This is a genomic window from Psychroserpens sp. BH13MA-6 (assembly GCF_052983595.1).
Genome location: NZ_JBRJGE010000004.1, coordinates 57586 through 71883, shown reverse-complemented (window position 1 = coordinate 71883; position 14298 = coordinate 57586). Strand labels below are relative to the sequence as shown.

Below are 14298 nucleotides of genomic sequence, written 5' to 3'. Positions count from 1 at the left end.
TTATCTTCTCACGAGTTTAGCCATCATAATTTCTGTTCGCATTTGCAATCGAAAGAGGTAACTTCCAGAACTTAAATCTCCAAAATTGATGATAATCGTTTGCGATGGATCAAAGCGCTTCTCATAAACCAATCGACCTAAAATATCATGAACTGTGACGGTTATCACATCAAATACAGGCTCTTGAAATTGCACATTTACATGATCAACAAATGGATTTGGATAGAAGTATCCCAGTAAGTTATCATCTAAGTTTTTTGAAAGCAATGAGGCATCAATAGGTTGCAAAAAGCCTTGACGTAAACTATAGTCATTGGCATCATATGTTCTAATAACACTTCGTTGTCCAATACTCTCTTGAATATAATAACTTTTCGCATTGGCGTAAACAATGTGCGTTGATCCTTGAATTCCCAAAGATTGTCGCTTTAAAATTTGCGCATATCCTAATAAAGAGAAGAGCATTAAACTTGTAAAAATCCAGTTTTGATGTGACATAATTAGCACGTTTAATTTTATCGAAGGTAGGACAGGGAATCTCTAAAAAAAAGCAAAAAACGCGATGTCCACTATTTGTCCACTATAAAATAAATGCGTCGTTCAAAATTTTATGGATATTTATATGAGTTATCTTAATGTCTTAATATTTAATATAACACGTTGTTTTACAATTAATTAGTTTTGTTTAAAAAAATAACTAATAACAGAAAAACGAACCTCGACAAAACATGCAATCTCAATCAAACCTAAATTTTGTCCCTTTTTTAAAATCGCATAATAATGTCTACTTTGAGGTGGACATACAAACGTTTCTAATGTCATTTAGATCCTTGGAATTTCTTTTATTTTCTCTATTCAAAGAATTAAAAAGACAAGATATCCTTTACGAAAAAAAATTAAATGTCACCACTGAAGACTCTCTTCAAGAATTAGTTAATGAACTTTAAATCAAAAGATATGACATTTCAAAACTGGCATAAATACATCATCATTATTATTGCGGCTTCATTAGTTACAACACTACAAGCGCAAACATCAGAGCACGATAGTTTAATACATATTTCTAAGTCACAAGAGGGCTTAGAAAAACTGAGAACTTTAGAACAATTATACACTAGCATTCGCTTTAAAGACCCAAACAAAGCTAAAGACTATGTGATGGATGCGCTACAACTTTCTGAGTCTCTTGGCGACAATTTAGGCCTAGCAACAGCGAATTATAGAATGGGCTCAATCATGAAAAGAATCAATTTAGATTCTGCCATTTACTATTATAAGAATGCTCAAAAATTCGCTCAAAAGACTGAAAATAGGGAGTTAGAAGGCTATACTTATTCTGGTATGAGTGACGCTATGCGATTAAAAGGAGACTATGACAAAGCTCTTGAACTTACAGACAAATCCACTACCATAGCTCGCGAATTAAAAGATTGGCTCGATGTAAGTATTTCACTAACCAATAAAAGCAGTATATACAGAAATAAAGGCAACTATATGCTGGCCTATAAAAATGCGATAGCCGCACAAAAAATAATAGATACCATTTCAGGACAGGCACTGAGAAAAGCCGATCTCTTTAAAGATATTGGTGAAATAGAGTTCCAAAGAGCCAATTATGATGACGCTATAAGATATTACAAAAAAGCATTAGATGTTTACCAAACTGAAGAAGATATTGAATTTGAAGTCATGACACTCAATAGAATTGCAAATTCTTTTATAGCCATGAAGTCCTTTGATAATGCTAAGGAATATGCTGAAAAAGCATTGGAAATATCTAAGGAAAAAGGGATGACCAATAGTTATAATATATCGCAAATTAATCTAGGCATAATTTTGAATGAAACAGGCGACTATCAAGAAGCTAAATCTATTATGGAAGGCACATTAAAATCGTTTAGAGAAGAGCAAAATATTAACGCCATATATTCAACCTTACTGGTATTAGGCCAAGTTTATGATAATATGAAACTCTATCAAAAAGCTGAAACTTCCTATAACGAAGGACTACTTATTGCAGATACTATTAATGCACCCAGAGAGTCACAAGAGTTCTATTTGTTTAAATCAAAACTCAACTTTAATAGAGGGCAGTATAAACAAGCGTATTTGGATCAGTTGCAGTTTATACAACTGAAGGACAGTTTGTCTGAAGTAAACAACGAACGCAATATAGAAGAGCTGACGACCATATATGAAACCGAAAAGAAAGAGAAGGAGCTCGCACTTCAAAAAGCTGAAATTGAAGTTCTTAAGCAGAAGGAGGACATCTCAAAAAATAGACAACGTCTATTAGGAATTGGTAGTCTGCTACTGGTACTTTTTGCAGGAGCCTTAATCTATGGACTTCGACAAAAAATGAAACGCCATAAAGTAGAACGTGAAAAATTAGATAATTCACTTCAGTTTAAAGAAAAAGAATTAACCACCCACGCTTTACACTTAGCACACAAAAATGAGGTATTACTGGATTTGAAATCCCAATTAAAAGCATTGAAATCAAACGCTGACAATTCTAGAAACTTCCAAAAAGTCATCAACACTATCAATATAGATATCAACAATGACACTAATTGGGAACAATTTAGAACCTATTTTGAAGATGTTCATAAAGATTTCAATGCCAATGTGAAACGCTCTTTTCCAGAGGTCACCACCAATGATCTCCGTTTAATGGCCTTGCTCAAGATGAATTTATCATCAAAGGAAATTGCCAATATTTTGAATATTTCCTCAGAAGGCGTCAAAAAAGCACGATATCGTCTACGTAAAAAGCTCAATTTGACCACGGAAGACTCCTTACAAGAATTAGTTATAGACCTGTAAATCGACAATACAAATATACAAGTCCACTATTTGTCCAATTCATTTATTTAAGGTGTCCACAGATTGTCCACTGCCATAATTTGATAATACAATTATCTGATTATAGGTTTGTTATGTCATTAATTTGACAACCAGTTTTGTGGTGCCTTGCTCTGGTATTGCTGCAGACATACCAGTTGCAAGTCGCTACGAAAACTTATAACAAACCACAAAACATGAGCATTATGAATTACGCAAAAACCAACCCATTTAAAATAGGTCTTATCCTACTATCCATACTATTTATTACTGCATCCTGCAGTGATGAGGATGATTCTTCAAATAATCCACCAACGAATAATAATATAGAGGTTTCTATCAATGAATACCCTAATACAGGGGATCTTATTACGACCGTCACCTCTAGTTTATCGGGAGATTTAAACTTCAGTATCACATCCCAATCTATATCTCAAGCACTCAATATCAATAGCGCTACTGGTGAGTTACGTGTTTTAGCCTGGCAATTATTTGATTACGAAACAAATCCTGTAATTACCGTGACAGTTGATGTAAACAACGGTACAGAAACCGAAAACAGAATTATTATTATTTCAATTAATAACACGGATGATATTTCATCTTTTTTAAATAATTCAAGAACTGCTTATATCAACGCCTCTAATGGTGAATGGATAAGTATCACACAAAGTGAATACAACGACCTAGCTAACTATCTATCTAGTGTTTCGAAAAGTGGACAAACAGATGATGCGTTTCAAAGTACATCTGGGATTAATACAGGAGGTGCCAATTTTACAGTTTCTATCAACAATGCAGCAACACTTCCTGAAGGCAGCTATTTATTCGCATTTAGATATTATTGTAATGAAAATAATATAGTAGACACTAAGGTTAAGGTCTCAGAAACATCATATCAAAACAATTTTGAAACTATGGGTTCTAATCTTCCAGAACACCATGCAGGATTTAATTATTTTGTACTAAAAGGAAATAATGCCCCAACCTCTACAACCGCATACTTAGGTATTTATGAATCCAATACTATTGGTTATAAAAATACAAGCGGAAACTCTTACTTTTATGAGTCTGGTGATGCTGAAGATTTAACTAACGACAGTACCAACAGAGCGTATTTATACCAAGGTTTAAGTACCACGATAAAGCAATGGGATTAGCCAAAAACCATTAGTTTGTTTAGAAAGGATAAGTGTATTTACTTATCCTTTTTTTAATGTGAATAATCGCAAAGACGAACACTAAACAATTTTAGTTGAAACGTACTTCTATTAATACTAAAAATTGTGAATAAATCTACTGAACGACTTCAGCGTACAAATCAAAATCCTCAGCTTCAATCACTTTAACCTTTGTAAACTCACCAGTTTTAAGATAGGTTTTAGTCGCATCAATCAAAACTTCATTATCCACATCGGGCGAATCGTATTCCGTGCGTCCCACAAAATAGTTACCTTCTTTACGGTCAATCACCACCTTAAATTCCTGTCCGATTTTTGCCTGATTCAATTCCCATGAAATTTGTGATTGAATTTCCATGATTTGATTGGCTCTATCTATCTTAACTTCTTCTGGAACATCATCTTCTAAATTATAGGCATGGGTATTTTCTTCGTGAGAATAGGTAAAACAACCCAAACGCTCAAAACGCATGTCTTTCACCCACTGCTTTAAGTTTTGAAAGTCTGCCTCCGTTTCTCCAGGATAGCCTACAATTAATGTAGTTCTTATGGTCATCTCTGGGACTTTAGCTCTGAATTCCTTCAGTAATTTTGTGGTTTTTTCCTGAGTCGTCCCTCGACGCATACTTTTTAATATCGTATCTGAAATGTGCTGTAATGGAATATCGAGATAATTACAAACTTTAGGCTCTCTTTTCATCACATCTAAAACATCCATTGGGAATCCCGTAGGAAAAGCATAGTGTAATCGGATCCATTCAATACCTTCAACTTTTACTAAATGCTCTAATAACTCGGCCAGATTTCTTTTTTTGTATAAATCCAATCCATAATAAGTGAGGTCTTGTGCTATCAGAATCAACTCCTTCACGCCATTGGCAGCTAATTTTTCTGCTTCCGTTACCAAATCCTCGATGGGTGTACTTTTATGTTTTCCTCGCATTAACGGAATGGCACAAAAACTACACGGACGATCACAACCTTCGGCAATTTTTAAATAGGCATAGTTTTTCGGTGTAGTCGTTAAACGTTCCCCAATCAATTCATGCTTATAATCGGCACCGAGCGCTTTTAACAACTGCGGTAATTCAGTGGTTCCGAAATATTGATCTACGTTAGGTATTTCCTTTTGTAAATCTGGTTTATAACGTTCACTAAGACACCCTGTCACAAAGACTTTGTCAACGTCTCCAGCTTCCTTCTTCTGCATAAATTCTAAGATCGTATTGACACTCTCTTCCTTCGCATTATTGATAAAACCACAGGTATTGATGACAACAACATTTCCTTCCTCTTCGTGTACCACGTCCTTTCCACTTGCCTTGAGCTGCCCCATCAACACCTCACTGTCGTAGACATTTTTACTGCAACCTAGAGTCACTACGTTGATTTTATTCTTTTTAAGCGATTTAGTTCTCATAATCAAATTTCAGGCTGCAAAGATACAGAATGATTTGCGATAAACATTTTAGCGTTTTTATTATTTTCCTCTAATCTTATACAAATACTTATATATTTGTGTTCAAATTAAAATTTAATCAAAACAAATGAAAAAACTTTTATCACTAGTTTCAATAATTTGCCTGATTTATTCATGCTCTAGTAATGATGAGACTAACAATGACGACCCTACCTGTGGTGCTCCAAGCAACATTGCGAGTAGCGCAATTTCAACCAATTCTGCCACCATTAATTGGTCTTCTAGTGAGACTAGTGCGAGTTATATTATTGAATATGGTGAAACTGGATTTGGTCTTGGAAATGGAACCTCCGTCAATTCAAATAACACAAACACAACATTGAATGGATTAACGAGCAATACGGCTTATCAAGTATATGTGAGAACTGATTGTGATGAGAACGGACTGAGTAGTTTCACAGGACCGTTTAATTTTACGACACTTGAACAAACATGTGATAGTCCAACAGATTTACAAGCATTTAATATCATGTCCTCTAGCGCTACGTTATTCTGGGTTTCTAATGAATCAACGGCTACTTTTGACGTAGAATACGGTGTTTCTGGATTTGGAATTGGTAATGGCACCATTATAACAACATCAATTAACGACCTGCAGTTGACTGGCCTCACACCATCAACTCCATATGAATTTTATGTAAGAACTAATTGTTCAAGCTCAGTCTCGAGTAATTATGCTGGACCTTTTATTTTCACTACAGAAGCAGCATGTTTAATGCCTCTAGGATTAGATTTCGCTAACTTGACGGGTTGTTCTTTTGAAGTTGCTTGGAACGCTAACAACGAGACCTCTTGGGAAGTAGAATATGGCGAAGTTGGTTTTTCTTTAGGTACAGGTACCGTTATTCCTACATCAAATACAATGGTTGTACTGACAGAGAATATAGTTCCAAGTACGACTTACGAAGTGTATGTAAGATCAAATTGTGGATCACAAGGCTTTAGTGCGTATACGGATGCTTTAGTCGTGACGACCAACCCGATTGATGAAACATTTTTTGTAGGTGATTATTTAATTCAAGATGTCGATGCGACTGTAGGACCAGGAAATGGTACCGAAAATTTTGCGAGTGGTATAGTGACTTTGAGCGTTGACCCATCAGATCCGAGTAAAAGAATCTTTTTCTCAAACGTATTGCCAATTTTCAACAATGAATTGGAAGAGATTACCATACAAATAAATACTGATGGCAGTATCTCCTTAGGTGTTGTAGATCCTTCTATTAGCTGTGGTACTGGCAATTATATCTTAACCGATGCAGGTGCTAATAATACAGTGATCACCAACGCTTGTCTTGAAGATAATTTTATTGTCATCAACTATCTTGAAGATCCAGCAAATTCATGTGGAGGACCATTTAATTCCTCATTTAGCTTAACAAAGCAATAAGAGCATAAATCATTGTTTAATATAAATAGCCTGAGTTCATCCCTCAGGCTATTTCAGTTTAATAACATCTCATTACTTACTATATTTGTTATCAAAGGATTAAACCAATGTTAGCCATATTAGTCTAATGTAAAAATGTGTTTTATGAAACCTCTAAATCTACTCCGCCTTTTTGTTTGTATGGTTTGTTTGTGGAATTGTTCTTCGGATGACGCTGAAGGCCCTACAGAAAATGAACCAGATCCTCAAACCGAAGCCATTTATTTTCCGCCGTTAAATTCAGACACATGGGACACCAAATCTGTCTCCGAATTAGGCTGGCATTCTGAAGAACTTCAGCCGCTACTCGATTTTTTAGAGCAAAAAAACACGAAAAGTTTTATCGTACTTCATCATGGTAAAATAGTCGTCGAAGCCTATTTCAATAATCACAATCAAAATTCATTTTGGTATTGGGCCAGTGCTGGCAAAACTTTAACTGCAACCCTTTCTGGCATTGCACAGGACGAAGGATTATTAAACATCGATGCTAAAGTTTCTGATTATTTAGGTACAGGTTGGACTAGTGCGCCTTTAGACAAGGAAAACCTCATTATGAATAAGCATTTATTGTCAATGACATCTGGTTTGAGTGATGAAACAGGTGATGATGTCACTCCTGAAAACCTTTTATATGTGGCAGATGCAGGCACACGTTGGGCTTACCACAATGTTTATGTTAAAATGCAGGATGTAGTAGCACAAGCTTCTAACACTGACTGGGACAGTTATTTTAACACTAGATTAAAAAACAAAATAGGTATGAATGGTAGTTGGATCGCCTTGGATAATTTAAATGTGTATTGGAGTAACACGAGAAGTATGGCTAGATTCGGACTCATGATTTATGCGAATGGTCAATGGGACGATCAACAAATTGTTTCAGAAAACTTTCTATCGGAAGCCACCAATACCTCACAAGATGTGAACTTGGCTTACGGCTATTTATGGTGGCTCAATGGGAAAACAAGCTATCACTTGCCACAAAGTCAGTTTGAATTTTCTGGAGAATTAATCTCAAATGCTCCCAACGACATGTTTGCTGCACTTGGTAAAAATGATCAAAAAATTTATATAGTGCCCAGTCAACAATTAGTGGTTGTAAGAATGGGAGAATCGGCCAACAATACCAATTTTGGACTCTCTGATTTCGATAATGAGCTTTGGTCAAAAATCAATGCGGTCATCAATTAGCGATAAGCTTCAGGTGTTTGTCGTTTTTTTGATGTTTGCTCATATACATAAGCCCAGTCTAACAATAATTTCTCTTGTAGAGGTTTGGCTATAAAGGTTAAGCCTTTAGGAACCCCTTCATTGGTATAACCCATTGGCACTGTAATAGCAGGATATTCTGCCACAGCCGCTTCGCCTGCGTGATAATTATTTATGGAAAGTATACCATCTAAATCGTGGGCTGCCATAGGCTCATCAAAAAACTGTCGGCCATTCGTTTTTAAGACGGATTTAATCATATCAAATTCTTCCGCAGTACTCGAATCTTGAGAAATTCCGTAGAATAATTGTTGTCCATAAGGCATTCTGTTTAAACTATCTTTTTGATTATAAGCAATAACATCTTCAATGGTTGTAAAATCAATATTAGGATTTATATGATTTTTAAAATACTTTGCTAGGTCCACTTTCATATCTAAATTCAACAAGCGAATAAAATCAGGTAGCTTTACCTCAGGGGCTTCGATGTCTATAATTTCAGCACCTTGATTTTTCAATGTTTGAATAGCTGCTACATAAAGGGAGTCATCCATTAGACTCTTAAAAGCACCAAACCGTTTGCTTTTTAAAGTGGCATCATCAAGTTTTTTTGGATAGAACGGACTTTGCCATTCGTTCTTTATCGATTTTGAATCTGATAGATCTTCTCCAAATATGGCATCTAGAACAATAGCATTGTCGCTAACACTTCTCGTTATGGGACCAGCCGTATCTAAGGTTGAAGAAATAGGCACGATGCCCGAGCGACTCACAAGACCAATGGTTGGTTTTAAACCAACGACTGAATTTTGACTTGCAGGTGACAAGATAGAACCTGCAGTTTCGCTGCCAATCGCTGCTGCACAAAAATTTGCCGCAACAGCTACCGCACTTCCCGAACTCGAACCACCCGTGTCTATGATTTTTCTTCCATAAGGGTTTAAGGTTTGACCACCAATAGCGCTATACCCACTAGGACAATCACCACAAAAGAAATACGCCCATTCACTTAAATTTACCTTTCCTAGGATGATGGCATCATGAGCCTTTAATTGCTTGACAATAAAGGCATCATTGGTTTTGTTATCTTGAAGCGCTACAGCACCAGCCGTAGTTGGTATACCAGAAGCATTGATATTGTCCTTTAAAAGTATAGGCATACCATACACCGAGTAATTAAAGTTTTGAGAAACATCCATGGTTCGTAACTTTTCATCTTTAGCGATAGCGTCTTTTATAGCTGTTGGATTCAAGCTTATGACTGCATTAAGTGACTTTGGATTCATACGGTCATATTTTCGAATCCGATATAAATAAAATTTGGTCAGAAGTTCGTAAGTTAGTTGCCCCTCTTGGATGTGCTTGTGTAAGGTAGGAATATCTTGGTCCATCACCAAAGGCTTTATTTGTTGGTAAGTGGCTTCAGTAAAATCCGCTAAATCAGCATTGAATGTCTGCCAGAGCGCATCGTTATCAATATACTTGGAATCCAACACCTTAAACTCTCTAAAAGGTTTTGTAGAAATAGCACTCATGTCATCAGAAGCGTTGACTTCCTTTTCATCTTCAATAGCACGAGACGCTTCAGATGTGGCATTCTTACAACATAATAAAAGGCAAGATAAGGCTAGTATAGAAAGATATTTCATAAGTTGTATTTTTAATAAAAATACGGAAAAATCCCTCAAAATCTATTATTGACTACAGTTAACTGCGATACTGAAAGGGAATGACCTCTCCCTTTTCAACGTAATTTTTCAGACCTAATAATAACTGCGACCAACAAAAGGCAGAAAATCGGTAGTGATGATTGTTTTTAGGCCAATTTGTGTGGGAGAATTTTAATAACGTTCGTTCATTCTTTTCTTCCAACGAAATTCCAAAGGTTGTTGGATCCCAGTCAGAATCAGACTCCAACATTTTTAGATAAAAGTGCGTACCAATTTCGACCTCAGATACTTCAGCATACCAATCGTACTTATCTGTAAAATTGAGGTTATAAGTGGTTCCTAATAATGGTGCGCCTGAGGATTTTAAGGTCCACCAATTATTGAGATGATCAGGCAAAGTAAAGGCATCGAACACGTCTTTTTTGGAAGCCTTTATATAAAAATCAAAAAAGATATCGTGTGCCATAATTATTTAAAGAAACTATCGACAAACTCGTACTTGTTGAACACCTGTAAATCCTCTATACCTTCACCCACTCCAATGTACTTCACAGGAATTTTAAACTGATCACTAATGCCAATAACAACACCACCTTTAGCTGTACCATCTAATTTAGTGACCGCCAAAGTGGTGACTTCGGTTGCTGCAGTGAATTGTTTGGCTTGTTCAAAAGCATTTTGACCAGTAGAACCATCCAATACCAATAAGACGTCGTGAGGCGCATCACCTATGACTTTCTGCATGACGCGTTTCACTTTACTCAGCTCATTCATTAAATTCACCTTATTGTGCAAACGACCTGCCGTATCAATAATGATCACATCCGCATCTTGATTCAAACCAGATTGTAATGCATCAAATGCCACACTAGCTGGATCACTTCCCATTTCTTGTCTTACCATGGGCACATCCACACGATCTGCCCACACCTGAAGTTGATCTATGGCTGCTGCTCTAAAGGTATCAGCCGCTCCAAGAACAACTTTAAGACCTTTCTTTTTAAATTGGTAAGCTAGTTTTCCAATAGTGGTTGTTTTTCCAACGCCATTCACGCCAACCACCATAAGGACATAAGGCGTTTTAGAACCATCTTCTTGAGGTGGTAATTGTGGTATAGTATATTCGGTGTCTTCACCAGAATTTGTTTCAGACAATAAAGCCGCTATCTCTTCACGTAGAATTTTATTTAATTCAGAAGTCCCTAAATATTTGTCTTTGGCCACTCGTTCTTCAATGCGCTCAATCACCTTTAGTGTCGTATTGACGCCAACATCACTAGTGACTAAAACTTCTTCGAGGTTATCCAGAACATCGTCATCAACTTTAGACTTCCCGGCGACTGCCTTGTTTAATTTAGAGAAAAATGATGTTTTCGATTTCTCTAACCCTTTATCTAGGGTTTCTTTTTTTTCCGAAGAAAATATGTTTTTAAAAAAACTCATTGGTTAATCATTATAAAAGGTACATGGCAAATGTCGCGCCGAAATTACTTCCTGCTAATTTGGCAGAAAACCCCTCAAATATAGACATAAAAAAACTGCTTTCAAATATGAAAGCAGTTCTACATTAGATAACAACTATCTAATTTATTTCTTGTTTAAAAAATCATTGACAAACTCTGGTGCCATTACTGACTCAACAAACATGTAAGCGCCAGTTTTAGGTGATTTTACCATTTTGATCGCTTTTGTAAGTCTTTTAGATCCTGTTTGTAATGATGCTACTGATTTCTTTGCCATGACTTAATTATTTTATCTCTTTATGAACTGTCATACGCTTAAGGATAGGATTAAATTTCTTAATCTCCATTCTGTCTGGCGTATTCTTTTTATTTTTTGTAGTAATGTAACGTGAAGTTCCTGGCATACCAGATTCCTTATGCTCTGTACACTCTAATATCACTTGTATTCTGTTTCCTTTCTTTGCCATTGTACGTGCCTTTAACGCGTTATGCTATTATTTTAAAAATCCTTTGGATTTAGCTTCTTTAATCGCAGCAGAAATACCAATCTTATTGATCGTCTTTAATGCTGAAGTAGAGACTTTTAAAGTCACCCACTTATCTTCTTCAGGAATGTAGAAACGCTTCTTAATTAAGTTAGCGTTAAATTTACGCTTCGTTTTGTTCATCGCGTGAGAAACGTTGTTCCCAACCATCGCTTTCTTTCCTGTAAGTTCACAAACTCTTGACATTTCTTTCTAACTTTTATTTATGTTTATTTAAAACAGGGTGCAAATTTAAGAAAACTTTACATTACCAACAAACTAAAAGTGTTACTTTTTTAAAATTTCTTTCTGTAACATTTCAAAGGCTTTATTTGCGGCTTTATGGATGACTTTCACCCGATGGTTACCAAAACTAAATCTTTCTGAATAGACAGCATCTTTCGTCGCTATGGCGATAAAGACCACACCCAAATCTTCCGTAGTATCATCTTTTGTTGGCCCAGCATTTCCTGTAGTTGCTACAGCATAATCGGTATCCAATAACTGCAAGGCATTATGAGCCATAGCTTCTGCAACTTCGGCACTTACTACAGAATAGGTATCAATAATCGCTTCGGAAACTTTCAGCACTTGTACCTTTACTTCTTTAGTATAACTAACAATACTCCCTTTGAAATATTTTGAGGCTCCAGGGTTTGCTGTTAAGCGTTCGGCAATCAAACCACCCGTACAGCTTTCTGCTGTAGCGAGTGTTTTTCCTTTTTCAGTTAGGTATTTCCCAATGACCGCTTCTATGGATAAATCCTCTTCAAAACCTACGAAAATATCTTGTATTTGTGGTAATAATATGTTGGTTTGTTTCTCCATTTCCGCTAGAATGGTATCCTTATCAGTCCCTTTAGCAGACAATCGTAAACGCACGCGACCTAAACTTGGTAAATACGCTAATTTGATAAAATCTGGTAAGTTATTTTCAAAAGTTTCTATGCGTTCTGCCAAGGTACTTTCACCCATTCCGTAGGTCAAGAATGTTTTATGCTGAATAAAAGGAAATTTAAAACGAGCTCTTAATTTGGGAATGACTTCATCAGTTATCAACGCCTTCATTTCGTAAGGCACACCTGGTAATGAGATAAACACCTTATTATTTTTTTCCATCCACATTCCTGGAGCACTGCCATATTTGTTCATCAAAACAGTCGCTTTAGAAGGCACGAGTGCTTGATCTAAATTCACTTGCATGATTGGCTTTTTAACATACACTTCCCAAATATGTTCTATGTTTTTCCGCACAGAAATATCTTCAACAAGCGTATCGTTAAAGTAGTGAGCAATGGTGGTTTTGGTAATATCGTCCTTTGTAGGGCCCAAACCTCCTGTAAGAATTACAATATCGGCATTAGTTTCGGCCTCCGCAAGCGATTTAAGGACATGCGCTTGATCGTCTTGTACCGATGTTATTTGAAATACCGATACGCCAATTTTGTTAAGCTCTTGTGCAATAAAAGCAGAATTGGAATCAACTATTTGCCCAATTAGAATTTCATCACCAATGGTAATAATTTCAGCCTGCATTATAAATTAAAATCTTGTTTTAATTCAGCAGTTGCATTTTCGACAGCATTCAGTACTAAGGCTAGTTCCTGAGAACAATCTTCACCCCTTTTTTCAAATTTGCCCCAGTCTTGAACGACAATTAAGTCTTGCAAAACACCCAAGTCGAACAAATCAATGGTAGGCTTCATTTTGTGTGCTGCTTGATAGGCATTGTAATAATCTTCTTCAGCGACCGCCTTTTTAAGGCGTTCAGCATCTTCTGGCACTTCTTCCAAAAATGCTTCGGCTAAGGATTTAACAAAATCCATGTCGTTGTCTGCTAATTCTTTAACTCTATCTAATTTGTAATGTTGCTCCATTATTATTTAACTGTAATTGAGAACAATTGCTTATTCTCGATATATCCCTTTAATTGATCGTTGGCAATTACCTTGCCAACTCCTGATGGTGTTCCCGTAAATATAATGTCTCCAATCTTTAAAGTAAAATATTTTGAGACATATTCGATAATTTCATCAATTTTCCAAAGCATTAAACTCGTATTACCTCGTTGTACTTCTGAATCATTCTTGTGCAAACTAAAGTTGATATTATTTATATCATCGAAGTCCTCTTTTGACAACCACTCTCCTACTACCGCAGCACCATCAAACCCTTTGGCTTTTTCCCATGGCAATCCTTTAGCCTTTAACTGCGCTTGCAAATCTCGTGCTGTAAAATCAATTCCCAAACCAATTTCATCATAATATTTATGAGCAAATTTTTTTGCTATGTGTTTTCCTACGCGATTAATTTTAACTAAGACTTCAACCTCGTAGTGAACATCTTCAGAAAAATCAGGAATAAAAAAGGGCTGTTTCTTCAACAGAATAGACGTATCAGGCTTTAAAAACACTACAGGATCTGTTGGTTTTTCATTGGCCAATTCCTTAATATGATCGGTGTAATTACGTCCTATACAAATAAGTTTCATCTCC

Annotated in this window: 15 protein-coding genes; 4 read left to right on the top strand and 11 right to left on the bottom strand. The window is 36.1% G+C overall.

Annotation, left to right across the window (positions count from 1 at the left end; genetic code table 11):
• A complete protein-coding gene (locus tag ACU8DI_RS09430) occupies window positions 1-498 on the bottom strand; it encodes a T9SS type A sorting domain-containing protein (RefSeq protein ID WP_447112523.1) in 498 nt (165 codons plus the stop codon).
• 459 nt (window positions 499-957) lie between these two features.
• Between ACU8DI_RS09430 and ACU8DI_RS09425 the strand changes: the two genes are divergently transcribed.
• Window positions 958-2826, top strand: a complete 1869-nt coding sequence (locus ACU8DI_RS09425) for a tetratricopeptide repeat protein (protein ID WP_447112522.1) — start codon at window positions 958-960, stop codon at window positions 2824-2826.
• A 224-nt stretch (window positions 2827-3050) separates the two neighbouring features.
• Window positions 3051-4004: a cadherin repeat domain-containing protein gene (locus ACU8DI_RS09420; protein WP_447112521.1), complete on the top strand. Its 954-nt coding sequence runs from the start codon at window positions 3051-3053 to the stop codon at window positions 4002-4004.
• 136 nt (window positions 4005-4140) lie between these two features.
• Here the strand turns inward: ACU8DI_RS09420 and rimO are convergent, their stop codons facing one another.
• Complete coding sequence (gene rimO / locus ACU8DI_RS09415) at window positions 4141-5445, bottom strand: 30S ribosomal protein S12 methylthiotransferase RimO (protein WP_447112520.1); 1305 nt, start codon at window positions 5443-5445, stop codon at window positions 4141-4143.
• Window positions 5446-5572: 127 nt separating this feature from the next.
• On the opposite strand from rimO, the gene ACU8DI_RS09410 reads away from it, so the two are divergent.
• Both ACU8DI_RS09410 and ACU8DI_RS09405 read left to right on the top strand, forming a co-directional pair.
• The gene (locus ACU8DI_RS09410; RefSeq protein WP_447112519.1) at window positions 5573-6895 is read left to right on the top strand and encodes a fibronectin type III domain-containing protein; all 1323 of its coding nucleotides are present in this window, start codon (window positions 5573-5575) and stop codon (window positions 6893-6895) included.
• Between the two features lie 144 nt (window positions 6896-7039).
• Window positions 7040-8128 carry a serine hydrolase domain-containing protein gene (locus tag ACU8DI_RS09405; RefSeq protein ID WP_447112518.1) on the top strand — a complete coding sequence of 363 codons (1089 nt, stop codon included), beginning with the start codon at window positions 7040-7042 and terminating at the stop codon, window positions 8126-8128.
• Here the strand turns inward: ACU8DI_RS09405 and ACU8DI_RS09400 are convergent.
• The 9 genes from ACU8DI_RS09400 to ACU8DI_RS09360 form a co-directional block, all read right to left on the bottom strand.
• Window positions 8125-9795: an amidase family protein gene (locus ACU8DI_RS09400; protein ID WP_447112517.1), complete on the bottom strand. Its 1671-nt coding sequence runs from the start codon at window positions 9793-9795 to the stop codon at window positions 8125-8127. The two genes, ACU8DI_RS09405 and ACU8DI_RS09400, sit on opposite strands and share 4 nt — an antisense overlap.
• A 58-nt stretch (window positions 9796-9853) precedes the next feature.
• Window positions 9854-10282 (bottom strand): SRPBCC family protein, encoded by a 429-nt coding sequence (locus tag ACU8DI_RS09395; protein WP_447112516.1) that lies wholly within the window; start codon window positions 10280-10282, stop codon window positions 9854-9856.
• 2 nt (window positions 10283-10284) lie between these two features.
• Entirely contained in the window at window positions 10285-11259 is a 975-nt protein-coding gene (gene ftsY, locus ACU8DI_RS09390) for a signal recognition particle-docking protein FtsY (protein ID WP_447112515.1), read from the bottom strand.
• A gap of 144 nt (window positions 11260-11403) precedes the next feature.
• Complete coding sequence (locus ACU8DI_RS09385) at window positions 11404-11556, bottom strand: DUF4295 domain-containing protein (protein WP_008271041.1); 153 nt, start codon at window positions 11554-11556, stop codon at window positions 11404-11406.
• Window positions 11557-11563: 7 nt separating this feature from the next.
• Window positions 11564-11746 carry a 50S ribosomal protein L33 gene (gene rpmG / locus ACU8DI_RS09380; protein ID WP_031444791.1) on the bottom strand — a complete coding sequence of 61 codons (183 nt, stop codon included), beginning with the start codon at window positions 11744-11746 and terminating at the stop codon, window positions 11564-11566.
• Between the two features lie 27 nt (window positions 11747-11773).
• Window positions 11774-12010, bottom strand: coding sequence for a 50S ribosomal protein L28 (gene rpmB, locus ACU8DI_RS09375; protein WP_299224996.1), 237 nt, complete (start codon window positions 12008-12010; stop codon window positions 11774-11776).
• Between the two features lie 81 nt (window positions 12011-12091).
• Window positions 12092-13339, bottom strand: coding sequence for a competence/damage-inducible protein A (locus tag ACU8DI_RS09370; protein ID WP_447112514.1), 1248 nt, complete (start codon window positions 13337-13339; stop codon window positions 12092-12094).
• Window positions 13339-13680: an Hpt domain-containing protein gene (locus ACU8DI_RS09365; protein WP_447112513.1), complete on the bottom strand. Its 342-nt coding sequence runs from the start codon at window positions 13678-13680 to the stop codon at window positions 13339-13341. Before ACU8DI_RS09365 ends, ACU8DI_RS09370 begins: the two co-directional genes overlap by 1 nt.
• Window positions 13681-13682: 2 nt before the next feature.
• Entirely contained in the window at window positions 13683-14294 is a 612-nt protein-coding gene (locus ACU8DI_RS09360) for a fumarylacetoacetate hydrolase family protein (RefSeq protein WP_447112512.1), read from the bottom strand.
• Window positions 14295-14298 lie beyond the last annotated feature (4 nt).